This window comes from Bradyrhizobium sp. BLXBL-01, from assembly GCF_051853025.1.
Lineage (GTDB): Bacteria > Pseudomonadota > Alphaproteobacteria > Rhizobiales > Xanthobacteraceae > Bradyrhizobium.
The window spans coordinates 58,261-81,588 of sequence record NZ_CP182471.1; the positions used below are offsets into that span (position 1 = coordinate 58,261).

Genomic DNA, 23,328 nt, shown 5'->3' on the forward strand with positions numbered 1-23,328 from the left:
GGCCCGCTCTCTTCATTCGGTCGCGCCATGCCCGTGTTCGGTCGCGGCATTTGGTGCCGCATAATGTCGCGTCGCTCTAGAAGCCCCGTGGTGCGGCTGAACTTCCACCGGCAAGCGTAGACAAATCAAAGATTTGCACGAGTCACTCGGAGAGGTGCTTGGTCCCAAGGGCCAATTTCCGCACCGTCGGTACAGTTCTGGAGACATCGATGGGAAAGGGCGATGCGACGCGCGAGCGCATTCTCGAAATCGCGGAAGCGGCGGTGCTCGCAAAGGGCTTCGGCGCCACCTCGATCGAGGAGGTCATTGCCGAGGCCGGACTGACCAAGAGCGGCTTCTTCTATCACTTCAAGGACAAGAACGCGCTCGCACGGGAGATGCTGCGCCGCTACGTGGATACGAATGATCGCCTGTTCGACGAGATCTTCAGGCGCGGACGTGAGCTCTCCGACGACCCGCTGCAGTCGTTCCTGATCTCGCTGAAACTGCTCGCCGAAGTCATGGCCGATCTGCCGAACGGCCATCCCGGCTGCCTGATCGCCAGCATCTGCTATCAGGAGCGCTTGTTCGACCGCGATGTTCGCAATCTGACCGCGCAATCGGTCCGGAGCTGGAATGCGCACTTCCGCGAAATTCTCGACGGGATCGCCGCCGTCTATCCGCCCCGCGAGCCGATGGACCTTGACGATCTCGCGGAGATGATCTCGTGCGTGGTCGACGGCGCAATCATCATGTCGAAGACGCTCAACGACCCGAAGCGGCTGGAGCGACAGATCCTGCTCTTCCGCAGCTTTGTGAAGCTGGTCTTCACGCCGCCTCACTCGTCGTAAATTCATAGAGCGTGAGCGAACCAGGGCGGCCGCCCTGCCGCGCTCGCGTGCGGCAGGCATGTAGTTGTGCCCAGATTGGCAGTCGACCCGTCATCATTGTCGCGCAGCCAATCCCAGCGCATCGGCCATGACACGGAACACGTCGGTATTGTCCATCGAGCCGTGCACGCGCTCGCTGCCCGGTCCGGTCGCGGTCAGGATGACGTCCTCGCCCGAATGCACGCTGGCGCCGACCAGCGCCGACAGATTGCCGGGGCGCAGCACCGCGCCCGGGACCTCCTTGTATTTGTCGTTGGCCTTGTAGGTGCCGTCGTCGCCGGCCTTGACGGTCGGCTCGTTGGGATTGTCGAGCTTCGGACGGAACGTCTCGTAGTGGTCGGGCAGGCTCGCCGAGAAGATGGCAAGCCGCCGGCTCACGTCGACGCGTGACGGATAACCTTCCGCATCCGGCGCGGGATAGTTGGGAAATCCGGCCTGATCGTAGACTCCGACGCGCTCGCGCAAGGGCACGTTGGGCGTCGTGCCCATGTCGTCATTCACCGTGCCGACGAGGCTGTTGGGATGATTATGATCGGCCAGCACCAGGATGAGAGTATCGTCGCCGCGTGCGCGCGCCCATTCGCGCGTCTGACGCACGGCGTTGTCGAGCATGATCGTGTCGTAGACGGCGCGCTCCATGTCGAGCAAATGCGCGTATTTGTCGATCATTCCGGATTCGACCATCAGGAAAAAGCCGCTCTCGTTCTTCGCGAGGATCTTCAGCGCCGCCTGCACCTGCTCGGTCAGGTCTGGCTGCTCGGGGAATTTCCTGACGCCGCCGCCCTTCAGGAATTTGCGGTCGAGCACACCGTCCATGTTGCCGGTGGCGAACAGGCCGAGCAGCCGGCTCGTCTCCTGTTTTGCGGCAGCGGCGCTGAGCTCGCCCGCGGTGGTCGCCATCTGATAGCCGGCATCGCGAAACTTCGCGATGTAGTCGGTCTCGTCCTTGCGCTTGGAGCCGGTAGCCGACTTCGGCAGAAAATTCGCGCTGCCGCCGCCCATCATCACATCCGGCTTCGCCGCGAAGAACTGCTCGACGATGTCGTCATAGGCGGCGCGCCGACGGGTGTGCGCGACCATCGCCGCCGGCGTCGCGTCTTCGATCTCGGTATTGGTGACGATACCGATCGCCATGCCGAGCTGCCTTTTGGCAAGGCTCGTGATGGTTTCGACCTTGGGATCGTCGAGCGGGCTTGCGGTGCGGTCGGCATAGACGCCGAGGGCATTGACGGCGCTCTTGTGCCCGGTCGCATAGGCGCTCGCCGAGTTGGCGGAATCCGTGATGATCGAGTCCGAGCCGGCGGTTGCCACCAGCGCCATATGCGGCATGTCGTCGATGGCGAGCTTGCCGCGGCTCTTGCCTTCCGAAATCCCCTTGGACAGGATTCGCGCGGCGACCCGATGCGCCGGCGACATGCCGTCGCCGATGAACAGGATGACGTTCTTCGCCTTGCGCGCGCCGGTGTCGTAGACCGTCCATGTGACGCTGCGCTGGCGCGTGCCGTCGTTCACGTCGACCACGATGCTGCCGGGCTTGGTCAGCGTGACGTCGCGCAGGATCAGGGCCGACTGCTCCTTGCCGTCCTCGCGCTCGATGAAGCTCCCGGAACGGCCGAACGCGGCCGCATAATCCGCGCCGTTCACCGTCACCTTCAACTTGGCGGGATCGACCAGACCGGGAAGCTCGACCTTGAAGTCGAATTTGGCTCCAGTGAGGATCTCGGCACGATCGATCGGATAGATCGTCTGCGCCTGCAGCGACGATGTCCAGCAAAGGACGATGAGAGAGGCGAGTGCCGATCTCGTGACCATGTTTGATGCTCCGCAATTCCGTTCCGATGGACACAGGAAGCTAGCGATCGAGCATGACACCGTCATTAAGCCCGTAGCCCGGATCGATCGAAGCGCAATCCGGGAATCTCATCGGCTTGGCAGCGGCCCCGGATTTCGCTTCGCTCGATCCGGGCTACGGGACGTCAGTAATCGTAGGGTGGCAAAGGCGCGAGAGCGCCGTGCCCACCACTATCTCGGTTGCGGAAAGATGGTGGGCACGCTTTCGCTTTGCCCAGCCTACGACAGCGAGAGCGTCAGCCCTTGTCGCTCTCGAGCCGGAATATCTGCGAGCCTTCAGTGCCCGACAACAGGCCGGTCTTCGAATAGAGACCGAGCTTGGTGCGGGTGTCGGCGATGTCGAGGTTGCGCATGGTGAGCTGGCCGATGCGGTCGGCCGGCGTGAAGGCGGCGTCCTCGACCTTCTCCATGCTGAGCCGCTCCGGCGCATAGGTGAGGTTGGGGCTCTCGGTGTTGAGGATCGAATAATCGTTGCCGCGGCGCAGCTCCAGCGTCACCTCGCCGGTGACGGCGCGGGCAACCCAGCGCTGCGCGGTTTCGCGCAGCATCAGGGCCTGCGAATCGAACCAGCGGCCCTGATAGAGCAGGCGGCCCAGGCGCATGCCGCTGATGCGGTACTGCTCGATCGTGTCCTCGTTGTGGATGCCGGTGACGAGGCGCTCATAGGCGATGTGCAGCAGCGCCATGCCGGGCGCCTCATAGATGCCGCGGCTCTTGGCCTCGATGATGCGGTTCTCGATCTGGTCGCTCATGCCGAGGCCGTGGCGGCCGCCGATCGCATTGGCTTCGAGGAACAGCGCGACTGGATCGGAGAAGGTCTGGCCGTTGAGAGCCGTCGGCTGACCTTCCTCGAAGCGCACCACAACCTTCTCGGCCTTGACGGCGCAATCGTCGCGCCAGAACGGCACGCCCATGATCGGGTTGACGATCTTGATGCCGCTGTCGAGGCTTTCGAGATCCTTGGCCTCGTGCGTGGCGCCGAGCAGATTGCTGTCGGTCGAATACGCCTTTTCGGCGCTCATCTTGTAGGCGAAGCCCTGCGCGGTCATGAACGCCGACATCTCGGCGCGGCCGCCGAGCTCGTCGATGAACTGCTGGTCGAGCCAGGGCTTGTAGATCTTCAGGCCGGGATTGGTGAGCAGGCCGTAGCGGTAGAAGCGCTCGATGTCGTTACCCTTGAAGGTCGAGCCGTCGCCCCAGATGTTGACGCCGTCCTCCTTCATGGCCGCGACCAGCATCGTGCCGGTCACGGCGCGGCCGAGCGGCGTGGTGTTGAAATAGGTGATGCCGCCGGTCGAGATATGGAAGGCGCCGGACTGGATCGCGGCGATGCCTTCATGGACCAGCTGCGTGCGGCAGTCGACCAGGCGCGCCTTCTCGGCGCCGAACTCCATCGCCTTGCGCGGGATCTCGTTGTAGTCGGCCTCGTCGGGCTGGCCGAGATTGGCGGTGTAGGCGTAGCAGCGCGCGCCCTTCTGCTTCATCCAGAGCAGCGCCGCAGAGGTGTCGAGGCCGCCCGAAAAAGCGATGCCGACTTTCTCACCCTTGGGCAGGCTTTTCAGGATCGTGGTCATGGGGCTTCCAATCGGGTCTCAAGCTGAGGTGACAGGCGGGTTTGACCGCGCGAATATCAAATTTCGCGGGGCTCGGCACCCCTTTAATGGCTCAAACCGAGGGTTCGGGGCCGGTCTTGCGGCCGAACAGGCGCTGGCGGAGCCGGTAGGCGGGCATGTTCAGCCGGGTCAAGGCGGCATCCACCGCCTCGTCCGAGAACCGCGTCCGCGGCCAGCGGTAAATCAGCGCGTAGGCGAACCAGATCACGACGAAGGTGACGAGGCCGGCGATCGAGACATCGGTAAAGAAGTGCCCGCCGAAGGCCATGCGCAGGGTGCTGGTGACGGCACCGAACACCACGGCGGCAGCATAGGCGAGCGGCCGCCACGCCGGCGGCGCCAGCGCGGCCGGCGCCAGCGTCCAGAATGCCGTTGCCCCTTCGCCGGAGAAGAACGAGCAATTGCGCCCGCAGCCGCCGCGCGGATCCCACCACGGCACGAATTGCTGGTCGCCCGCGAACTCGGTCACCACCACCGGGCGCGGGCGGCCCCAATAAGTCTTGAACGTCAGGTTGGTCAAAATGCCGGCCGACATGATCAGCGTGACCAGCAGGAAAATGATCGTGCGCCCGGGCACCATCAGCGGCCGGTCGGGCCGGACCATCTTGACCACGAGCGCGACGATCGAGGGAAGGGCGAACGCCCAGGCGATCCACATCGCCGCATCGCGCGCAAAGCCGGCCCACTCGTTCAGCTTGAGCGGAAAAGTCCTGGTCTCGGGGTCGAAGAACAGCGAAGCGAGCTTGAGGTCGAGCTCGGGATAAAGGCCGAAGGCGACGCCGATGACGAGCCACAGCGCCAGGGCAATGAAGAGTCCAGTCCGGTTCATGGCGCGCGGTTTAGCGGAGTGGGAAGGGGATGGAAACCCCGGAATCCGTCATTGCGAGCGACTTGTCCGCCGTAGCTCGAAGAGCGAAGGCAGAAGCGAAGCAATCCAGAATCTTTCCGCAGAGGACCCTGGATTGCTTCGTCGCTTCGCTCCTCGCAATGACGGCGTCTCAATCCGGCCGCGAATTCGACGGCAATGGCGGCGGCGGTTTGCGCGGGGGCGGCGGGATGCGCCAGGCGCCGGCATTGCGGCCGGCGATCAGCCAGTAGACCACGCCGGCAACGATGCCGGCACCCGTCATGATTTCCAGGTGACGCCGCACGATGCCCTCGAACTGCAGCGTGTCGGCGTGGAAGGGAATAAGGCCGAGATAGCAGGCGAGCCCGACGAGGCCCCCGCCGACGGCATAGGCGATCGCACTGCGGATGTAGAGCGCTTCGGTGATCGCGACGATCACCGCCGCCGGCACCAGCGCGAAGCCGGAGACGAAGATGAAGCCGAAGCCGAGCAGGATGTCGATCGTGCCCTGATCGACCGGACCGGCGCCGAGATCGGCGAATTCCGGAAACAGCAGCGCGACGACGACGATCATGCCGCCGACGAAACAGGCGGCGAGAAAGCCGATGAAGATGACGACGAGGCGGCCGATCAGGGACATGACGAAAATGCCAACTCAGTCGTCATTGCGAGGAGCGCAGCGACGAAGCAATCCAGACTGCCGCCGCGGAGACAGTCTGGATTGCTTCGCTGCGCTCGCAATGACAGGAATGCGAGAGCGACGGCATGAACAACTCAATCCGTCATCGCCATGGCGCGCAGCGCCTGGCGTTCGCGCGCCGAGAGCTTTTCGGTCTCCGACTTGAGCTGGCCGCAGGCGGCGAGGATGTCGCGGCCGCGCGGGGTGCGCACGGGCGAGGAATAGCCGGCGTTGAAGATGTATTCGGAGAACCTTTCGATCTGGTCCCAGTCCGAGCATTCATAGGCGGTGCCGGGCCAGGGATTGAACGGGATCAGATTGATCTTGGCCGGAATGCCCTTGAGCATCTTCACCAGCAGCTTGGCATCGTCGAGCGAATCGTTGACGCCCTTGAGCATGACATATTCGAAGGTGATGCGGCGCGCGTTGGAGGCGCCGGGATAGTCGCGGCAGGCCTGCAGCAGCTCCTTGATCGGATATTTGCGGTTGAGCGGCACCAGCTCGTTGCGCAGCTCGTCGCGCACCGCGTGCAGCGAGATCGCGAGCATGACGCCGATCTCCTCGCCGGCGCGCACGATGTTCGGCACCACGCCCGAGGTCGACAGCGTGATGCGGCGGCGGGAGATGCCGATGCCTTCGTTGTCGCCGACGATCAGAAGCGCATCGCGCACCGCGTCGAAATTGTAGAGCGGCTCGCCCATGCCCATCATCACGATGTTGGTGACGCGGCGCGTGCCGTCCTCGCGATCGGCCCAGTCGTTGAGGCGATCGCGCGCGACCATCACCTGGCCTACGATCTCGCCGGCGGTGAGATTGCGCACCAGGCGCTGGGTGCCGGTGTGGCAGAAGGCGCAGTTCAGCGTGCACCCCACCTGCGAGGAGACGCACAGCGTGCCGCGGTCGGTCTCGGGGATGTAGACGCATTCGACTTCGTGCGCCTTTTGAACATTGTCGCCGCTCGGCAGACGCAGCAGCCATTTGCGGGTGCCATCGTTGGAGATCTGCTCGGCCACGACCTCGGGCCGGTCCACGGTGAAATGCTGGGCGAGATCGGCGCGGATGCCCTTCGAGATCGAGGTCATGTCATCGAAGCTCTGGGCGCCGCGGAAATAGATCCAGTGCCACAGCTGCTGCACCCGCATCTTGCGCTGGGCCGGTGCGACGCCGATCTCGCCGAGGCGATCGGCAAGCTCGGCGCGCGACAGGCCGATCAGCGACGGTTTTGCCGGCGGCACATAGGTTTCGAGCGGAGTCTTCTCCACCAGGATGGCGTTGTGCGGCTCGGTCATCGGTTGCCTGAGATTGCTGCTGTCTCGTCATGCCCGGGCTTGTCCCGGGCATCCACGTTCTCCCCGCCGGAACCAGCGCGTGGATGGCCGGGACAAGCCCGGCCATGACGGCAGCACCTTTGGGATACCCCTATATAGCAACCGGAACCGCCGATTGCGACCTTATCGCCAGCAGACTTAACGCCCGCAGTCTTAACGCCTGCAGTCCTGCGCGATCTTGTCGAGCGCCTGGGCGAGGCCCTTCAGCGAAAACGTGTCGGTCGTCTCGGTGCCCTTGGCCGAGACGCCCTTGACGACGAGATCGGCGGATTTGCGCATGGCTTCGACCATCCGCTCCTCCTCGGCCGCGTTCTTGATCCAGAGCCCGTCGCCCTGCGTGTACATGGCGAAGGAGGCGCCGCCGACCTCGACGGTCGATTCCGAGCCGGGCTTCAGCGCATAGCCGATCATGACCGAGACTTCGTTGTTGACCTTCTCGGCCGGCCGGGTCGAGACGAAGGCATAGGCGGGATCGCGCGGCCGGTTCGGCGGGTTGGTTTTCGACGACGACGGCTTGGCCAGCGCGAAGCAGACCTTCTTGCCGTTCGGCGTCGCCGAATAGGCGCCCCAGGTGCCGAACTGCCCGATCAGGGTCGGCTCCGCGCCCCCCGCAACTGCCGCAGCCGGGGCCGCCGGTTTGCTCTCGGGCTTCGGGGTCGCCTTTGCGTTGGTGTTGGCCGGCGGCGCCGCCGGCTTGGGGGTCGCCTCTTTCGGAGCAGAACCGGACTTGGGCGCCGGTTGCGCCGTCTGCGCCCGCGCAGAAACGGCGATTCCCCCGGCCGCCACGCCAGTCGTCAAAGCTAAAATCAGCACCCGCCACATGCCGCAGTGGTTCCCTCAATATTGTGACTGGAAGATGGCCCGAGCGCGCGTTGTCCCCGGCCAGGGATAGCCGGGAAAGTCCAATTTGGGAAGGCAGTTAGCGGTATCGGCGGCGGTTACGCCTTGGATCTGGCGGCGCGTTGAGCGGCCCATTGCGCCTCGGTCCAGCCGAGCAGATCCTCGGCACCGGAACTGCGCAAATGCGCGCCGCCGTCGATCACCACCATCTCGCCATTGATGTAGGCGGCACGGTCCGAGACCAGAAAGCTGGCGAGATCGGCCAGCTCGCTGTGCTCGCCGGTGCGCCCAAGCGGGTTGCGCGAGGACCAGCCCTCGTCGCGGCCTTCGGGACGGAGCTGCCCGGTGGCCCCTGCGGTCGGAAACGGGCCCGGCGCGATCGCGACGGTGCGGATGCGCTTCGGGCCCCATTCCACCGCAAGGCTCCTGGTCATCGCCAGCAGCGCCGACTTCGCCATTGCCGAGGGAACCGTGAAGGCGCGGCCGGTGATGGTGGAGGTCGACAGGATCGACAGCACGACGCCGGCATGCTTGGCCTCGATCCAGCGCCGGCCGGCGGCGAGCGTGCAATACATCGCGCCGTGCAGCGTCGGCGCCAGGATCGCATCCGCGGCGCGGAAGGAGAGATGCTCGCTTTGTGCGATGAAGGTGGCAGCGGCATTGTTGACGAGAATGTCGAGCGGCGCCTCGCGCCAGATCGCATCCATCATGTTGTCGACGGCCGCACCGTCGCGGATATCGCAGGCGATCGCGGTGACCCTGCCGCCGGTCTCTTCGCGCATCTCGCGCGCCGTTGCCTCGAGGCGATCGAGCTTGCGGCCGCAGATCACGAGCTCGGCGCCGAGCGCGAGGAAGCGGCGGCCCATCGCGGCGCCCAGGCCCGAGCCGCCGCCGGTGATGAGGATGCGCTTGGTCTCGAGCAGGCTTGTTTCAAACATCGTTTGAATCCTTTCTCCGCGAATTTCGTCATTGCGAGCGCAGCGAAGCAATCCAGACTATTTCCGCGGTGCGGACTCTGGATTGCTTCGCTGCGCTCGCAATGACGGGAGGTTAGGCCGTCGCGTGGTCCGAGACAAAGAATCCGGATTGTCCGGCCGCAGTAAATCCGGCAGAAACGACCCAACTATAATTCCACTCGAAACGCTCTCAAGGTGCCGCCATGAAAGCCATCCTCTGCTCGCAATATTGCCAGCCCGACGACCTCGTTCTGACTGAGGTGCCGGATCCGGTGGCAGGGCCCGGCGAAGCCGTCATCGCGATCAAGGCGGCGGCGCTGAATTTCTTCGACATCCTGATGATCCAGGGCAAGTACCAGATCAAGCCGCCATTCCCGTTCTCGCCGGCGGCGGAAGTTGCCGGGGTGATCGAGAGCATCGGCGCCGGCGTCACTGACCTCAAGGTCGGCGACCGCGTCGTCGCCTCCTGCGGCCACAACGGCGCCCGCGAGAAGATCGCGCTGCCGGCGGCATCGATCGTGAAGATCCCCGACAGTCTCGACTACGACCGCGCGGCCGGCATCATCATCATCTACGGCACCGCGCTGCACGCGCTGGAGGATCGCGCCAGCCCCAAGCCGGGCGAGACGCTCGCCGTGCTGGGTGCAGCTGGCGGCACCGGCCTTGCGGCCTGCGAGCTCGGCAAGCTGATGGGCTTGAAGGTGATCGCCTGCGCCTCGTCGGACGAGAAGCTCGAATTCGCCAAAGCGCATGGCGCCGAGCTGACGCTGAACTACGCCAAGGAAGATCTGAAGGAAGGCCTGCGCAAGCTCACCAATGGCAAGGGCGTCGACATCATCTTCGATCCGGTGGGTGGTGCTTACGCCGAACAGGCGCTGCGCTCGATCGCATGGGAAGGCCGCTTCCTCGTCATCGGCTTTGCGGCCGGCGACATTCCCAAGATGCCGCTGAACCTCGCGCTGCTGAAGGGCTGCGACATCCGCGGCGTGTTCTGGGGCGCCTGGACGCGGCTCAACCCGGCGAAAAATCGCGCCAATCTCGAGAAGCTGGTGAAGTGGACCGCGGAAGGCAAGATCTCATCGCATGTCGACCGCACCTTCCCGCTGGCCCAGACCGCGGATGCGTTGAAGGTGCTCGCGGGCCGTCAGGCTATGGGCAAGGTGATCCTGCATCCGTGATCGCGATGTCATCGCGACGCTGTTTCAACATCCACAGCTGTCATCGCCCGGCTCGACCGGGCGATCCATTATTCCAGAGACGTTAGTGATCTAGCCGAGACGCCGCGGTGTACTGGATTCCCCGCTTGCCGCCTACGCTCAAGCTTCGGCGTGCCCAAGACCGAAACCTCGGCGAAGCCTTGGCGTAGCCGGGTCGCGGGGAATGACAGCGGCGGGCGAGACGGGCAGCGTCGACGACCGCGACATCGCAAAGCTGCGCCTGCCGCCGCATCGTAAAATCCTCTCAACCATCGCGAGCAAAATTGCGGTGCATTCCGCCGCGCCGCCGTAATCAAACCCAAATATTTCCAGATTCGCGCAAACCGCCGTCGTTTTTTGGGCTGAATCGGACGGCGATTTACCGGTTCCAGTTAGCGGGGACCTCTGGACAACAACAAGAAGACTGAAGCCGGGACTGCCCCTGCGTTGCGTCAGTAAAGGGGAGCATCACACCATGGAGACGACGGCCTACCGTCTGTCGAAGGAATCGCACGCGCACGATTCCGATCGATCGGCATCACATCCGCCCATCGCGTCCTATATCCGTGCACGCGCCAAGCGCGCCGAGCTCGCGCAGGACGATCCAATTCCACTGTTTCTGTCCGATCCGCTCGGTGCGCCGGACCCGAGCGAATATGCACCGGTGACATTGCGCTCCAGAATGGTCCCAAGTGTGCTCGCGGCCGTTCTGGCGGCATCCACTCTGGCAGTTCTGGTCACACTGTTTCAGTCCGACTTGCGCGGCCTCTTCGCCACTCATGCCGATAGCTGGGTCCGCATCATGGCGGACCCAGCTATGGCGTCGGCCAGCGCACCGACCACACCGCAGATCCCGCCCAAGGATGCGGCTCGCGTGAGCGACACGAGGCTGGCGAGCGCCGACATGCAGGCTCTCTCTGCACCTGCCACACCGAGCCGAGAGGCAATCGCGACCGCCTATCAGACCGCGCTGCAAGCCCAAGAACAAACCCAACCAGCGCCCGCGCCCGTCGCGGCGCCGCCCGCACCGCCTGCGCCCGCGAAGACGCTCGATGCTGACACGCTGGCCGCGCTGATGACGCGCGCGAAGAGCCTGTTGGGCGTCGGCGATATTGTTGCTGCCCGCCTGCTGCTTGAACGCGCGGCCAATGCACAGGATGCCACGGCTGCGTTTCTGCTGGCGCAGAGTTATGACCCGGCCGTGCTTGGCACCAGCGACTCGCGGCGCATCGCCGCTGACGCGACCGCCGCGCGCGACTGGTATCAAAAGGCTGCCAGTCTCGGATCGGCGGAAGCGCGCCAGCGCCTCGCCCAATTCTCGAATTAGGCCAATTCAGAGGGGACATCATGCGTAATACTTTGAAAATGGCGCTTGCCGCCATCACGACCATCTGTGCCTTCGCCGCCCACGCCGAGCAGGCCGAATATGATCCGGCCAAGGTCTCGGACAGCCTGAAGGCCATCTTCCAGTTCGGCTCGAACTCGACCAAGCAGGCGCTGAACGCCAACACCGTCACGCTGATCACGGGCACGATCGGCGGGACTTATGTGCAGTTCGGCGCCGACCTCGCCTCGGTGCTCGACGACGGCAACAAGATCCGCGTGCTGCCGATCGTCGGCCGCGGCTCGGTGCAGAGCGTCGCCGACATCCTGTTCCTGCAGGGCGTCGATCTCGGCATCGTGCGCGCAGACACGCTCGACTATCTCGAGCGCAAGGGCTTCGCCAAGGACATCAAGAAACAGTTCACTTACGTGACCAAGCTCTACAATGAAGAGATGCAGGTCATCGCGCCGAAATCGATCGCAACGCTGAAGGACCTCGAGGGCAAGAAGGTCAGCGTCGATCTGCCCAATGGCGGGACCTTCGTCACCGCACTGACGGTGTTCGAGCGGCTCGGGATCAAGGCGAACTTCGTCTATGTCGAGCAACGCATCGCGATGGAGAAGCTGAAGGCCGGGCAGATCGATGCCGTCATCGTGGTCGGAGGCAAGCCGTACAAATCGGTCTCGACCTTCGGCAATGACGGCCGCTTCCATCTCGCGAAGGTGGACTATGCAAAGCCGCTGCAGAGCGACTATCTGCCGGCAACCCTGACCGCCAAGGACTACCCGAATCTCATCAAGGAGGGTGAGAGCGTCGACACGATCGCGGTGCCCGCGGTGCTCGCGGCCTACAATTGGGCGCCCAACACCGAGCGTTATCGCAAGCTCGCACTGTTCGTGGACGCGTTCTTCACGAAATTCACGGCACTGCAGAACCCGCCCTTCCATCCCAAGTGGAAGGAGGTCTCGCTGGCGGCGCCGCTTTCCGGCTGGAACAGATTGCCGGTGGCGCAGCAATGGCTCGACAAGCACGGCATCGAGCCGGTGACACGGCAGCGCTTCGAGGCGTTCTTGAAGCAGAGCCCTGCGGCAGCAACCGTGTCTGATGCGGACAAGGAGACGCTGTTCAGGCAATTCCAGGCGTGGGACGCGGAGAAGGCGCGGGCGGAGAAGAAATAGCGGCCGTCATTGCGAGGAGCGGAGCGACGAAGCAATCCAGAATCCCTCCGCGGAAAGAGTCTGGATTGCTTCGCTTCGCTCGCAATGACGATGCTCGCGGCAGCAGCAGCCACACACTCACTGTCATCGCCCGGCTTGACCGGGCGATCCAGTACTCCGTGACGTCAGTGATTGAATCGAGAGGCCGCAGCGTACTGGATGCCCCGGTCAAGCCGGGGCATGACAGCGGAACGTGTGGTTGAATCCGCCTTGACTACGCCGCTTCCACGTCCGCCTCGCTCACCCCGCGCTTCAGCGCGGCGCGGGCGGCTTCGCGGTGCTCGTTCGTGATGTGGCCGGCAACCATGCGGATGGCGGTGGCGAGCACGGCGGCGTCATCGGCGAAGCCGAGCATCGGCATGACGTCGGCGACGAAGTCGAACGGCAGGATGAAATAGGCGATCGCGCCTAACAGCGAGGCCTGGACGTGGCGCGGCGTCTGCCGGTCGAACGCGCAGTAATAGGCCGCAAGCAGATCCTCGGCGAACGGCAGTTGTGCGGCGACGCGCTTCAGCTTGCGCCAGAAGCGGCGGCGCACGCTCTCGCGATCTTCCGCAAGCCGATCGGCCGGCTCAAAGCCAACACTGTGCTCGGCAGCCATGCTGCAACTCCCCGTTCAGCAAGGGGCGGCGGATCGCCGCATGCCCTGCTGATCACAAGATGGGGATGCGGCCGGGCGCTGCAAGATGTCAGCTAGGTGTCAGCTAAGCCGTCGGCTTGGCGATGGCGTTCATCGCCTTGGCGAGCTCGATGTCGCGCGCCGTGACGCCGCCGGCATCATGGGTCGACAGCACCACCTCCACGGTCTTGTAGACGTTACGCCATTCGGGGTGATGGTCCATCTTCTCGGCGACCAGCGCGGCGCGGCTCATGAAGCCGAACGCCTCGTTGAAATCCTTGAAGACAAAGGTTTTCCCGATGGCGTCGCGGCCTTGGACGTCGGTCCAGCCGGGTAGTCCGCCCAGCGCCTGCCTGCGCGCCTCTGCCGAGAGCCGTTCTGACATGACCATCTCCGTCCTTCAGGGGAACTTTACCCTAGCACCGCGCTGACGCCCGGGTTCACACGGGGATTTCCTCGATCCGCTAACCATGACGGAGATGTAACCCCGCCGGACAAGAAATTTGCTACAATTGCGGGCGTAAATCGCCGGCCAAGATGAAACTGAGCCTGAAGCGCCTGTTTGGGAGATCTATGACCGGGGGATTGGACCTGGCCGAAGCGCCCCCTCCGCCTTCGCCGCGATCCGCGGCGCGGAAGACGGCCCTCGTGTCTCTGGCCCTGGTGCTCGCGATCATCGGCGCGCTAGCCGGCGGCTACTATTTCGCGATGCGACCGGTGACGCTGAGGATCGCGGTCGGCCCTGCCAACAGCGACGACGTCAAGGTCGTGCAGACGCTGACGCAAGGCTTCGCGCAACACAAGAGCCAGGTGCGGCTGCGCCCGATCCAGACCGACAGTGCCATCGCCAGCGCCAGTGCGCTCGCGGACGGCAAGGTCGACCTCGCCATCGTGCGCGGCGACCTCGAGGTGCCGAAGAACGCACAGGCGGTCGCGACCCTGCGCAAGAACGTCGTGGTGCTGTGGTCCGTGCCCGCCAAGGGCAAGAAGAAGGGCGCGAAGATCACCAAGATCGCGCAGCTCGCCGGCCATCGCATCGGCGTCGTCGGCCGCACCCAAGCCAACGTCAACCTCCTCAAGGTGATCCTGCAGCAATACGGCGTCGATTCCGCCAAGGTCGAGATCGTGCAATTCCCAGCGAACGAGGTTGCCGACGCGATCAAGGCGCAGAAGGCCGACGTCTATCTCGCGGCCGGCCCGGTCAACAGCAAGATCACGGCCGACGCGATCGCGGCATCTATCAAGGAAGGCGGCACGCCGACCTTCCTCGAGATCGATTCGGCGGACGCAATCGCACAGAACCACCCGGTCTACGAAGCCTCGGAGATCCCTGCCGGCACCTATGGCGGCTCGCCCGCCCGACCCGAGGACGAGGTCAAGACCATCAGCTTTTCGCATCACATCGTGGCGCGCAAAGGCGTGTCCGAGACCACCATCGCGGCGTTCACGCGCCAGCTGTTCGCCGTGCGGCAGCAATTGGTGACGGAATTCCCGCTGGCGGCAAAGATCGAAACGCCCGATACCGACAAGGACGCCGTGATCCCGGTGCATCCCGGTGCAGCCGCCTTCGTCGACGGCGAGGAGAAGACCTTCCTCGACAAATACAGCGATTACATCTGGTGGGGCTTGATGGCGCTGTCCGCCATGGGCTCGATCGGCGCGTGGTTTGCGGGCTATCTGAAGAAGGACGAGCGCGACAACAACAACCATCTGCGTGATCGGCTGTTGGACATGATCGCGGCCGCGCGCAAGTGCGAGACCACCGAAGAGCTCGACCAGATGCAGACCGAAGCCGACGACATCCTGCGCGATACGCTGCGCTGTTACGATCACGGCGCGATCGAGGAAGGCGCGCTCACCGCCTTCAACATTGCCCTCGACCAGTTTCATTCGGCGGTCGCCGACCGCAAGGCCCTGCTGATGAGCCTGCCGCAGAACCTGCAGCGCGCCGGCGCGCAATTCCGGGCCGCCGGCAACGCCTGAGCCTGCGCTTGCGCGTTATTGCTGCGTCACATTGTCTCAATATAGCTTGCCCCGTCGTCCCGGGCGCGTAACGCGCGAACCCCGGAATGAGGTGCCTTCCTGCAAGCTCGGGTTCGGAGCCATCTTCATGAACATTAGGTTCTCCCGCCGCCGCTTCCTCGCCACCGGCGCGGGTGCACTCGGCACGATGGCGATGCCATATCTTTCCCGCGCGGCCGACCGGCCGGTGGTCACCCACGGCGTGCAATCGGGCGACGTCACCGTGGACGGCGGCGTGGTGTGGGCGCGCGCCGACCGTCCATCGCAGATGCTGGTCGAGGTGGCGACCACCGAGTCGTTCAAGGATGCCCGCGCGCTGCCGCCGATCGCGGCGCTGCCCGAGAGCGACTTCACCGCGAAGCTGCTGGTCGAAAATTGTCCGGCCGGCCAGGACATCTTTTACCGCGTCCGCTTTCGCGATTTCTCCCACAGCGCGATCGAGGGCGAGCCGGTGACCGGCCGCTTCCGCACCGCGCCCGCCGACCGCCGCGACGTCAGCTTCGTCTGGAGCGGCGACGTCGCAGGGCAGGGCTGGGGCATCAATCCCGACGACGGCGGCATGTTCACCTTCTCAACCATGCGCAAGCACCGGCCGGACTTCTTCCTGCATTCGGGTGACACGATCTATGCCGATGGCCCGATCCAACCCGAGGTGAAGCTCGCCGACGGCAAGATCTGGAAGAACCTCACCATCCCGGAGAAGGCCAAGGTCGCCGAGACGCTGGACGAGTTCCGCGCGGCGCACAAATACAATCTCACCGACGACAATCTCCGCGCCTTCAATGCCGAGGTGCCGATCTTCGTGCAGTGGGACGACCACGAGGTCACCAACAACTGGTCGCTGTCGAAAGACTTGCCGGCCGCCTACAAAGTGCGCGACATCTCGCTGCTCGCGGCCCGCGCAGGCCGCGCCTTCCACGAGATGTACCCGCTGCGGGAGAGCATCACCGAGCCCGGTCGCGTCTATCGCCAGATCTCCTACGGCCCGCATCTCGACGTGTTCGTGCTCGACGAGCGCAGCTATCGCGGGCCGAACGGCGCCAATCTCGAAACCGCCTATGGCCCTGCCAGCTATTTCCTCGGCCCGGACCAGATTGCCTGGCTCAAGCGCGGCCTGCTGAACTCGCGCGCGACTTGGAAGGTGATCGCGTCCGACATGCCGATCAGCCTGATCGTCTCGGACACGCCGAACGGCGGCTCGGAAGCCGTTGCGCAGGGCGACGGCCCGGTGCGCGGCCGCGAGCTCGAGCTCGCCGACATCCTGTGCTTCATCAAGATGGCGCCGATCAGCAACACGGTGTGGCTGACGGCAGACGTGCATTACGCCGCCGCGCACTATTACGATCCGAACAAGGCGCAATTCCAGGAGTTCGAGCCGTTCTGGGAATTCGTCTCGGGCCCGCTGCATGCCGGCACGTTCGGTCCGAACGCGCTCGACAACACCTTTGGCCCCGAGGTGCGCTTCGTCAAGGCGCCGGGCAAAGACAGCCAGAACCTGCCGCCGTCAGCGGGCATGCAGTTCTTCGGCCACGTCAAGATCGACGGCGCCTCCGGCCAGATGACGGTGACCCTGCGCGACCGCGCCGACGTCGCGCTGTGGTCGACCACGCTCGACCCGAAGCAGAGCTGACCGCTAATCGGCGGCGCGCGCCTGAAGCGCCGCTTCCAGCGCCTCGCTGGAGCACGGCTTCTGCAGCCGCGGCCGGCCCGCCAATTCGGACGGAATACGCGCTTCGGCGCCGTAGCCGGTGACGAAGACGAACGGAATCTTCAGCGCGATCAGCCGCTCGGCGATCGCAAAGCTCGTCTCCCGGATCAGCTCGACATCGAGCAGCGCGAAATCGGGTGTCCGTTTCGCGATGGCGTTTAGCGCCTGCGTCACCGAACCCACGGTCCGCACGGCAGCCACACCAAATCCGAGCAGGCGATCCTCGAAATCGATCGCGATGATCGGATCGTCCTCGACGATTAGAACATCGGCCGGCAAGCCTGTGCCATTGGAGGGTGCGGGTGCCATGATCGCATCTTGGTTTGGGGGTTTTTGGATCAGGACTGCCGCGACACGATGCCTGCGCCCAGCGCATCGGAGGGTTCCCGGAACGAAACTCACCACATCGTCGTTCTCTGGTCTGTCCACTTGTGCACACAGGAAACGGATGGAACTCGCTAAGGTGAATTGAAGGGTAGGAGTTCAGGATGGATGCGCGTATCGGCAAGGTCACCGAGGTTGAGAGCCGGCCGGCCAACAATCTGCTGCGGCGCTTGAGCCAGGTCGATTACGGCCTCCTGGCACCGCACGTGACCGTCGAGGAGTCTGCAGCAGGCCACTTGCTCTACAATCCCGGCGATGACGTGCAGGTCGTCCACTTCCCCTGCGGCCCGTCGCTCGCGACTTTCCTCGTCCCCAACGAGGACGGCCGCGACGTCGAAACCATTCTGGTCGGCCGCGAAGGCGCGGTCGGCGGCATCGTCAGCGAGGGGTTTCTGCCGGCCTATACCCGGATCTGCGTGAAATTCGGCGGACCGTTTGCGCGCATTCACGTCGCCAAGCTGGAAGCAGCCAAGCTGCGCTCGGCATCACTGCGCAACGTCTTCGCCCGCTATGCCGATTGCATGCTGGCCCAGATCTTCCAGTCGACCGCCTGCAACGCGATCCATTCGATCGAGCAGCGCACCGCCAAATGGATTTTGGCTGCGATGGAGCGGACCGGCGACGAGACCAGCGTGCCGCTGACCCATGAACAGCTCGCGACGCTGCTCGGGGTGGGCCGCTCCTATGCCAGCCGCGTGCTTCAGTCGTTCAAGGCCGAAGGCGTGCTCGACACGAGGCGCGGCTCGATCCTGGTCCGCAGCCGCGACGGCCTGAGGCTGCGCGCCTGCCTGTGCAACGATGCCGTGAAGATGCATTTCGAGGAGGTGCTGCGCGGGGTTTATCCGACCGAGGAGCGGGAGGCCGGGTAGCTTCTTGCTTCTCCCTTGTGGCGCGATAATGCGCGGCGCGCCGTTCTAACCGCGGTCGTGCTATACTGCCCCCGCATGAGCGGGGCTTTCCTTCACACTCTCTTCGACATCCTGGCCTGGCTGGCGGCGGCGGCCGCCGTCTATTGGCTGTCGCGACGGGGCTTGCAGTTTCCGGCGCAATCCTTCGTGCTGCCCTATGTCGCCGCGCTGGTGTTTGGCGCAGGCCTTGGCGCCTATCTGTTCGGCTCCGCCAATCTGTGGCTGTCAGGGCAAAACGGCATTGCGCGCTCGGTCGAGGGCGCGCTGGCCGGCGGCATCGTGGCAATCGAGCTCTACAAATGGTCCGCAGGGATCACGGTGCGAACCGGCGCGCGGTTCGCGTTGCCGCTGGCGCTCGGCATCGCGATCGGCCGGATCGGCTGTTACCTCGCGGGTCTCGACGATTTCACCTATGGCACGCCGACGGCCCTGCCCTTCGGCCATGATTTCGGCGATGGCGTTCGCCGCCATCCCGTGCAGCTCTACGAGAGCGCGGCCATGGCTCTGTTCGCGCTCGTCTATGCGCTGGCGGTTTTGAACCGGAACGCGTTCGCGATCACCAATGGTTTCTACCTGGTGCTCGCCTATTACGGAGCGCAACGCTTCCTATGGGAATTCCTCAAGCCCTATGGCACGCTGGTCGGGCCCCTGACCCTGTTTCACCTGCTGTCGCTGTCGATCCTGCTCTACGCCGCTTTCATGCTGGCGACGGCACCCAAAGCGAGACCCGTGCATGAACGCGCCGTTGCGTAAGTCGCGTCCCTACATCTTCTGGGGCCAGACCCAATCCCTGTGCGAGACCTGCCTGAAGCTGGTGCCGACCAAGATCCAGATCCAGGACAACGAGGTCTGGTACGAAAAGCGCTGCCGGGAGCACGGCGTGCAATCGACGCTGGTGTCGACGGATGCCGCCTATTGGCGGCTGTGCAAGGATTTCATCAAGCCGGGCGACCGGCCGCTGCAATTCCAGGAGCGCACCCAATTCGGCTGCCCCTATGATTGCGGCCTCTGTCCCGACCACGAGCAGCATTCCTGCCTGGCGCTGATCGAGATCACCGAGCACTGCAATCTCACCTGCCCGGTCTGCTTCGCCGAATCCTCGCCGGCACGAACGAAATTCACGCCGCTCGCGACGGTCGAGAAGATGCTCGACGCGCTGGTTGCGAGCGAAGGCGAGCCCGATCTCGTGCAGATTTCCGGCGGCGAGCCGACGCTGCATCCTGACTTCTTCGAGATCCTGGACGCGGTACGCGCCCGCCCGATTCGCCATGTCATGATCAACACCAACGGCCTGCGCATCGCCCGCGAGAAGGATTTCGTGGCACGGCTTGCCGAGAACAGGCGCGGGCTGGAGGTCTACCTCCAGTTCGATTCGCTGCAGCGCGATGCGCTGATCAACCTCCGCGGCGCCGACTTGCGAAAAATCCGCCAGCAGGCGCTGGAGAATCTCGAGCATTACGGCATCTCGACCACGCTGGTCGCGACCATCAAGCGCGGCGTCAACGATGCCGAGATCGGCGACATCGTGCGCCACGCACTGACCTGGACATGCGTGCGCGGCGTGACCCTTCAGCCGGTCCAGGATGCCGGCCGCAACGAGAGTTTCGACAAGAATACCGACCGCATCATGCTGTCGGAGATCCGCAAGCGCGTCGTCGAAACCGGCGTGTTCGGCGACAAGGACATGATCCCGCTGCCCTGCAACCCCGAGAGCATCTCGATAGGCTATGGCCTGCGCAACGGCGAGAAGGTGCTGCCGCTGACGTCACTGATCCCGCAGGAGCAGCTGGTGGCGGTGATGCCCAACACCATCAGCCCGGAAAAATATCCGATGCTGCGGGAAAAGTTCATCGACCTGTTCTCGCTGTCCTCAGGCCCCCTCAACACGTCCGAGCGCGTCTGCGAATTGTTGTGCTGCCTGCCGAGCTTTCAGGTGCCGGACGGGCTCACCTACGAGAACGTCTTCCGCGTCACCATCGTGCAGTTTCTCGACCGCTTCAATTTCTGCGTCGGCAACGTCAAGCGCAGCTGCATCCATTTCGTGACCGAGCAAGGCGCGATCATTCCGTTCGACACCTACAATCTGTTCTACCGCAACGGGCAGATCGACGGCATCCGTGCCGCGCTGGCCGGCCACACTTATCGAGACGCCAGGCAGAGCGAGGAGATGCCTCGTTGAGCGAGACGTCGTCACCTCCACCGTCGCGAAGCGGATGCGCCACCGCGCTCATGGTGATGTTCGGGGTGATTCTGCTGTTGCCGGGCATCTGCGCCTTGATTTTCGTCGCCGACTCGTCGTTCCACGTCGATAGCCGTTTCATCCCCGTCCTCGTCCTTGCACTACTGGCGGCATTCGCCGGCGTGTTGCTGATTGGGGCCGCGAGAAAGAAATCATGAGCGATTCCAGCGCCAACCCACCTGCAGTGCCTCCGCAGGCCCCGCAACAGCGCGGCGGCTGCCTCACCGCCCTGATGGCGATCGCCGGGATCTTCATGCTGCTACCGGGCCTCTGCGCACTGCTGTTCGGCGGAATGTCGGTGGTCGAGGACGGCAAGATCCCCTCCGACATCGCGTCGCTGGTCTTTTTGGGACTAGTCATCGGCATCGGCGGGGTCGCCATGATCTGGGCGGCGATCAAGGGGCGCAAGGCCCCCGCCCATCCCCCGAACCAGCCCTAAGCCCCGGGGATTCCCGGACAAAATTCAGTCAACCAACGGCCAAAGAACACATTGTTTTTTGGCCGTTTTTGCATATATTGCGCCGCAACGCGCAGGGCGCCCGGTCCGATGGCCGGGCTTCCTTTTTGGGCGCAAAGCGCCCCGTTTCCAGTCTTCCAGCGTTGTTTCGAGAAGAGGTCCCGGTCCGACCGGCGAGATCGCGCTTAACCCATTGTTCGACCGCAAAGAAGCTCACTCATGAATCTTCGTAACGTCGCCATCATCGCCCACGTCGACCACGGCAAGACGACCCTGGTCGACAAACTCCTGCAGCAGTCCGGCACGTTCCGCGAGAACCAGAAGGTGACCGATCGCGCCATGGACTCCAACGATCTGGAGCGCGAGCGCGGCATCACCATCCTGGCCAAGGCGGCCTCGGTGCAGTGGAAGGACACCCGCATCAACATCGTCGACACCCCTGGCCACGCCGATTTCGGCGGTGAGGTCGAGCGCATCCTGAACATGGTGGACGGCGCCCTGGTGCTGGTCGACGCCGCCGAAGGCCCGCTGCCGCAGACCAAATTCGTGGTCTCCAAGGCGCTCAAGGTCGGCCTCAAGCCGATCGTCGTCATCAACAAGGTCGACCGCCCCGACGCGCGCCCGACCGAAGTCATCAACGAGGTGTTCGACCTGTTCGCTGCGCTCGATGCCAGCGAGGAGCAGCTCGATTTCCCGATCCTCTACGGGTCGGCCAAGCAGGGCTGGATGGCGGACAGCCCCGAAGGTCCACAGGACAAGGGCATGGAGCCGCTGTTCGACCTGATCCTGCGCCACGTCGCCCCGCCGAAGGTCGAGGAAGGTCCGTTCCGGATGATCGGCACCATTCTCGAGGCCAACCCCTATCTCGGCCGCATCATCACCGGCCGCATCTCATCGGGCGTGCTCAAGCCGAACCAGCAGGTCAAGGTGCTGCATGCCGACGGCAAGCTGGTCGAGTCCGGGCGCATCACCAAGATCCTGGCGTTCCGCGGCCTCGAGCGCACCCCGCTCGACGAAGCCGAAGCCGGCGACATCGTTGCGATTGCGGGCCTGACCAAGGGCACCGTCGCCGACACCTTCTGCGATCCGACCGTCGAGGTGCCGCTGCCGGCGCAGCCGATCGACCCGCCGACCGTGTCGATGTCGTTCATCGTCAACAACTCCCCGCTCGCCGGCACCGAAGGCGACAAGGTGACGAGCCGCATGATCCGCGACCGTCTGCTCCGCGAGGCCGAGGGCAATGTCGCGCTGCGCGTCGTCGAATCCGCCGACAAGGACGCGATGGAAGTGTCGGGCCGTGGCGAACTCCAGCTCGCAATCCTGATCGAGACCATGCGCCGCGAGGGTTTTGAGCTCTCGGTGTCGCGTCCGCGCGTCGTCTACCAGAAGGACGAAGCGACCGGCGCCACCATGGAGCCGATCGAGGAGGTCGTGATCGACGTCGACGAGGAGCATTCCGGCGTCGTCGTGCAGAAGATGAGCGAGCGTAAATCCGAGCTGATCGAGATGAAGCCCTCGGGCGGCAACCGCCAGCGCCTGGTGTTCTACGCGCCGACCCGCGGCCTGATCGGCTACCAGGGCGAACTGCTCACCGACACCCGCGGCACGGCGATCATGAACCGCCTGTTCCACGGCTATGCCCCGTACAAGGGCGAGATCCAGGGCCGCCGCAACGGCGTCTTGATCTCCAACGACCAGGGCGAGGCGGTGGCCTATGCCATGTTCAAGCTGGAAGACCGCGGCCCGATGATGATCGAGCCGGGCTGGAAGGTCTATCGCGGCATGATCGTCGGCGAGCACACCCGCGACAACGATCTCGAGATCAACGTGCTCAAGGGCAAGCAGCTCACCAACATCCGCACGACCTCGAAGGACGAAGCGGTGCGCCTGACCCCGCCGATCCGCATGACGCTGGAAAAGGCGCTCGCCTATATCGAGGACGACGAGCTGGTCGAGGTCACCCCCAAGTCGATCCGTCTGCGCAAGAAGCACCTCGACCCGAACGAGCGCAAGCGCGCAGAAAAGGCCAAGGAAGCGGTGGCGTAAGGTCGCTGCTCTAACTGTCATTCCCCGCGAAGGCGGGGAATCCAGTGCCGTAGGGTGGGCAAAGCGCAAGCGTGCCCACCAATCGAGATCCCCATAGGCAATGGTGGGCACGGCGCAAGGGCGCCTTTGCCCACCCTACGAAACCCAACGACTGTCATGCCCCGGCTTGACCGGGGCATCCAGTACGCCGCGGCTTCTCGGCTCTATAACGACTGCCTCTGGAAG

23 protein-coding genes are annotated in these 23,328 nt (G+C 64.3%); 13 read left to right on the top strand and 10 right to left on the bottom strand.

Going from position 1 to position 23,328, the window contains the following annotated elements; translation table 11 throughout:
* Nucleotides 1-209 precede the first annotated feature (209 nt).
* Complete coding sequence (locus ACNJYA_RS00255) at nt 210-830, top strand: TetR/AcrR family transcriptional regulator (RefSeq protein WP_212260409.1); 621 nt, start codon at nt 210-212, stop codon at nt 828-830.
* 93 nt (nt 831-923) lie between these two features.
* On the opposite strand, the gene ACNJYA_RS00260 is transcribed toward ACNJYA_RS00255, so the two are convergent.
* The 7 genes from ACNJYA_RS00260 to ACNJYA_RS00290 all read right to left on the bottom strand — a co-directional run bounded on the left by ACNJYA_RS00260 (nt 924) and on the right by ACNJYA_RS00290 (nt 8,965).
* Nucleotides 924-2,681, bottom strand: a complete 1,758-nt coding sequence (locus ACNJYA_RS00260; RefSeq protein WP_212260408.1) for an alkaline phosphatase — start codon at nt 2,679-2,681, stop codon at nt 924-926.
* Nucleotides 2,682-2,956: 275 nt separating this feature from the next.
* Nucleotides 2,957-4,294: an argininosuccinate synthase gene (gene argG, locus ACNJYA_RS00265; protein WP_212260407.1), complete on the bottom strand. Its 1,338-nt coding sequence runs from the start codon at nt 4,292-4,294 to the stop codon at nt 2,957-2,959.
* A gap of 91 nt (nt 4,295-4,385) precedes the next feature.
* A complete protein-coding gene (locus ACNJYA_RS00270) occupies nt 4,386-5,162 on the bottom strand; it encodes a phosphatase PAP2 family protein (protein WP_172789501.1) in 777 nt (258 codons plus the stop codon).
* A gap of 169 nt (nt 5,163-5,331) precedes the next feature.
* The gene (locus ACNJYA_RS00275; RefSeq protein ID WP_439365034.1) at nt 5,332-5,820 is read right to left on the bottom strand and encodes a hypothetical protein; all 489 of its coding nucleotides are present in this window, start codon (nt 5,818-5,820) and stop codon (nt 5,332-5,334) included.
* Between the two features lie 134 nt (nt 5,821-5,954).
* Nucleotides 5,955-7,148 (bottom strand): 23S rRNA (adenine(2503)-C(2))-methyltransferase RlmN, encoded by a 1,194-nt coding sequence (rlmN, locus tag ACNJYA_RS00280; protein WP_212260405.1) that lies wholly within the window; start codon nt 7,146-7,148, stop codon nt 5,955-5,957.
* Between the two features lie 192 nt (nt 7,149-7,340).
* A complete protein-coding gene (locus ACNJYA_RS00285) occupies nt 7,341-8,009 on the bottom strand; it encodes an invasion associated locus B family protein (RefSeq protein WP_172789504.1) in 669 nt (222 codons plus the stop codon).
* A 116-nt stretch (nt 8,010-8,125) separates the two neighbouring features.
* The gene (locus tag ACNJYA_RS00290; RefSeq protein WP_172789505.1) at nt 8,126-8,965 is read right to left on the bottom strand and encodes an SDR family oxidoreductase; all 840 of its coding nucleotides are present in this window, start codon (nt 8,963-8,965) and stop codon (nt 8,126-8,128) included.
* Nucleotides 8,966-9,186: 221 nt separating this feature from the next.
* Between ACNJYA_RS00290 and ACNJYA_RS00295 the strand changes: the two genes are divergently transcribed.
* From ACNJYA_RS00295 to ACNJYA_RS00310, 4 genes are all read left to right on the top strand, one after another.
* A complete protein-coding gene (locus ACNJYA_RS00295; protein WP_260381408.1) occupies nt 9,187-10,161 on the top strand; it encodes an NADPH:quinone oxidoreductase family protein in 975 nt (324 codons plus the stop codon).
* 202 nt (nt 10,162-10,363) lie between these two features.
* Nucleotides 10,364-10,492 carry a hypothetical protein gene (locus tag ACNJYA_RS00300; protein WP_283813647.1) on the top strand — a complete coding sequence of 43 codons (129 nt, stop codon included), beginning with the start codon at nt 10,364-10,366 and terminating at the stop codon, nt 10,490-10,492.
* A 162-nt stretch (nt 10,493-10,654) separates the two neighbouring features.
* Nucleotides 10,655-11,506 carry a hypothetical protein gene (locus ACNJYA_RS00305; RefSeq protein ID WP_212260403.1) on the top strand — a complete coding sequence of 284 codons (852 nt, stop codon included), beginning with the start codon at nt 10,655-10,657 and terminating at the stop codon, nt 11,504-11,506.
* A 20-nt stretch (nt 11,507-11,526) separates the two neighbouring features.
* Nucleotides 11,527-12,681 carry a TAXI family TRAP transporter solute-binding subunit gene (locus tag ACNJYA_RS00310; protein WP_212260402.1) on the top strand — a complete coding sequence of 385 codons (1,155 nt, stop codon included), beginning with the start codon at nt 11,527-11,529 and terminating at the stop codon, nt 12,679-12,681.
* Nucleotides 12,682-12,934: 253 nt separating this feature from the next.
* Here the strand turns inward: ACNJYA_RS00310 and ACNJYA_RS00315 are convergent, their stop codons facing one another.
* Entirely contained in the window at nt 12,935-13,321 is a 387-nt protein-coding gene (locus ACNJYA_RS00315) for a YkvA family protein (protein WP_172789509.1), read from the bottom strand.
* Between the two features lie 103 nt (nt 13,322-13,424).
* Complete coding sequence (locus ACNJYA_RS00320; RefSeq protein ID WP_172789510.1) at nt 13,425-13,724, bottom strand: 4a-hydroxytetrahydrobiopterin dehydratase; 300 nt, start codon at nt 13,722-13,724, stop codon at nt 13,425-13,427.
* A gap of 152 nt (nt 13,725-13,876) precedes the next feature.
* Here ACNJYA_RS00320 and ACNJYA_RS00325 point away from each other — a divergent pair, with 152 nt between their 5' ends.
* Together ACNJYA_RS00325 and ACNJYA_RS00330 are read left to right on the top strand one after the other, a co-directional pair.
* Nucleotides 13,877-15,322, top strand: a complete 1,446-nt coding sequence (locus ACNJYA_RS00325; RefSeq protein WP_212260401.1) for a TAXI family TRAP transporter solute-binding subunit — start codon at nt 13,877-13,879, stop codon at nt 15,320-15,322.
* Between the two features lie 127 nt (nt 15,323-15,449).
* Nucleotides 15,450-16,991 carry an alkaline phosphatase D family protein gene (locus ACNJYA_RS00330; RefSeq protein ID WP_212260400.1) on the top strand — a complete coding sequence of 514 codons (1,542 nt, stop codon included), beginning with the start codon at nt 15,450-15,452 and terminating at the stop codon, nt 16,989-16,991.
* A 3-nt stretch (nt 16,992-16,994) separates the two neighbouring features.
* Here the strand turns inward: ACNJYA_RS00330 and ACNJYA_RS00335 are convergent, their stop codons facing one another.
* Nucleotides 16,995-17,378: a response regulator gene (locus ACNJYA_RS00335; protein WP_212260399.1), complete on the bottom strand. Its 384-nt coding sequence runs from the start codon at nt 17,376-17,378 to the stop codon at nt 16,995-16,997.
* Nucleotides 17,379-17,557: 179 nt separating this feature from the next.
* Here ACNJYA_RS00335 and ACNJYA_RS00340 point away from each other — a divergent pair, with 179 nt between their 5' ends.
* From ACNJYA_RS00340 to typA, 6 genes are all read left to right on the top strand, one after another.
* Nucleotides 17,558-18,322: a Crp/Fnr family transcriptional regulator gene (locus tag ACNJYA_RS00340; protein WP_212260398.1), complete on the top strand. Its 765-nt coding sequence runs from the start codon at nt 17,558-17,560 to the stop codon at nt 18,320-18,322.
* Between the two features lie 75 nt (nt 18,323-18,397).
* Nucleotides 18,398-19,114: a prolipoprotein diacylglyceryl transferase family protein gene (locus ACNJYA_RS00345; protein ID WP_212260397.1), complete on the top strand. Its 717-nt coding sequence runs from the start codon at nt 18,398-18,400 to the stop codon at nt 19,112-19,114.
* Nucleotides 19,095-20,540 carry a radical SAM protein gene (locus tag ACNJYA_RS00350; protein WP_212260396.1) on the top strand — a complete coding sequence of 482 codons (1,446 nt, stop codon included), beginning with the start codon at nt 19,095-19,097 and terminating at the stop codon, nt 20,538-20,540. The genes ACNJYA_RS00345 and ACNJYA_RS00350 overlap by 20 nt, the downstream gene beginning before the upstream one ends.
* Nucleotides 20,537-20,758 carry a hypothetical protein gene (locus ACNJYA_RS00355; protein WP_212260395.1) on the top strand — a complete coding sequence of 74 codons (222 nt, stop codon included), beginning with the start codon at nt 20,537-20,539 and terminating at the stop codon, nt 20,756-20,758. The genes ACNJYA_RS00350 and ACNJYA_RS00355 overlap by 4 nt, the downstream gene beginning before the upstream one ends.
* Entirely contained in the window at nt 20,755-21,039 is a 285-nt protein-coding gene (locus ACNJYA_RS00360; protein WP_212260394.1) for a hypothetical protein, read from the top strand. Before ACNJYA_RS00355 ends, ACNJYA_RS00360 begins: the two co-directional genes overlap by 4 nt.
* Before the next feature lie 237 nt (nt 21,040-21,276).
* Nucleotides 21,277-23,103 (top strand): translational GTPase TypA, encoded by a 1,827-nt coding sequence (typA, locus tag ACNJYA_RS00365; protein WP_212260393.1) that lies wholly within the window; start codon nt 21,277-21,279, stop codon nt 23,101-23,103.
* Nucleotides 23,104-23,328: the final 225 nt, after the last annotated feature.

Bases quoted from the DNA above. Each gene is read 5' to 3' on its own strand.
- ACNJYA_RS00315 (WP_172789509.1), bottom strand. From the start codon at position 13,321: ATGGCTGCCGAGCACAGTGTTGGCTTTGAGCCGGCCGATCGGCTTGCG.
- typA (WP_212260393.1), top strand. From the start codon at position 21,277: ATGAATCTTCGTAACGTCGCCATCATCGCCCACGTCGACCACGGCAAG.
- ACNJYA_RS00260 (WP_212260408.1), bottom strand. From the start codon at position 2,681: ATGGTCACGAGATCGGCACTCGCCTCTCTCATCGTCCTTTGCTGGACA.
- ACNJYA_RS00350 (WP_212260396.1), top strand. From the start codon at position 19,095: ATGAACGCGCCGTTGCGTAAGTCGCGTCCCTACATCTTCTGGGGCCAG.
- ACNJYA_RS00255 (WP_212260409.1), top strand. From the start codon at position 210: ATGGGAAAGGGCGATGCGACGCGCGAGCGCATTCTCGAAATCGCGGAA.
- ACNJYA_RS00360 (WP_212260394.1), top strand. From the start codon at position 20,755: ATGAGCGATTCCAGCGCCAACCCACCTGCAGTGCCTCCGCAGGCCCCG.
- ACNJYA_RS00285 (WP_172789504.1), bottom strand. From the start codon at position 8,009: ATGTGGCGGGTGCTGATTTTAGCTTTGACGACTGGCGTGGCGGCCGGG.
- ACNJYA_RS00275 (WP_439365034.1), bottom strand. From the start codon at position 5,820: ATGTCCCTGATCGGCCGCCTCGTCGTCATCTTCATCGGCTTTCTCGCC.
- ACNJYA_RS00345 (WP_212260397.1), top strand. From the start codon at position 18,398: ATGAGCGGGGCTTTCCTTCACACTCTCTTCGACATCCTGGCCTGGCTG.
- ACNJYA_RS00335 (WP_212260399.1), bottom strand. From the start codon at position 17,378: ATGGCACCCGCACCCTCCAATGGCACAGGCTTGCCGGCCGATGTTCTA.
- ACNJYA_RS00320 (WP_172789510.1), bottom strand. From the start codon at position 13,724: ATGTCAGAACGGCTCTCGGCAGAGGCGCGCAGGCAGGCGCTGGGCGGA.
- ACNJYA_RS00330 (WP_212260400.1), top strand. From the start codon at position 15,450: ATGAACATTAGGTTCTCCCGCCGCCGCTTCCTCGCCACCGGCGCGGGT.
- ACNJYA_RS00290 (WP_172789505.1), bottom strand. From the start codon at position 8,965: ATGTTTGAAACAAGCCTGCTCGAGACCAAGCGCATCCTCATCACCGGC.
- ACNJYA_RS00300 (WP_283813647.1), top strand. From the start codon at position 10,364: ATGACAGCGGCGGGCGAGACGGGCAGCGTCGACGACCGCGACATCGCA.
- ACNJYA_RS00340 (WP_212260398.1), top strand. From the start codon at position 17,558: ATGGATGCGCGTATCGGCAAGGTCACCGAGGTTGAGAGCCGGCCGGCC.
- ACNJYA_RS00325 (WP_212260401.1), top strand. From the start codon at position 13,877: ATGAAACTGAGCCTGAAGCGCCTGTTTGGGAGATCTATGACCGGGGGA.
- ACNJYA_RS00295 (WP_260381408.1), top strand. From the start codon at position 9,187: ATGAAAGCCATCCTCTGCTCGCAATATTGCCAGCCCGACGACCTCGTT.
- rlmN (WP_212260405.1), bottom strand. From the start codon at position 7,148: ATGACCGAGCCGCACAACGCCATCCTGGTGGAGAAGACTCCGCTCGAA.
- ACNJYA_RS00305 (WP_212260403.1), top strand. From the start codon at position 10,655: ATGGAGACGACGGCCTACCGTCTGTCGAAGGAATCGCACGCGCACGAT.
- ACNJYA_RS00310 (WP_212260402.1), top strand. From the start codon at position 11,527: ATGCGTAATACTTTGAAAATGGCGCTTGCCGCCATCACGACCATCTGT.
- argG (WP_212260407.1), bottom strand. From the start codon at position 4,294: ATGACCACGATCCTGAAAAGCCTGCCCAAGGGTGAGAAAGTCGGCATC.
- ACNJYA_RS00270 (WP_172789501.1), bottom strand. From the start codon at position 5,162: ATGAACCGGACTGGACTCTTCATTGCCCTGGCGCTGTGGCTCGTCATC.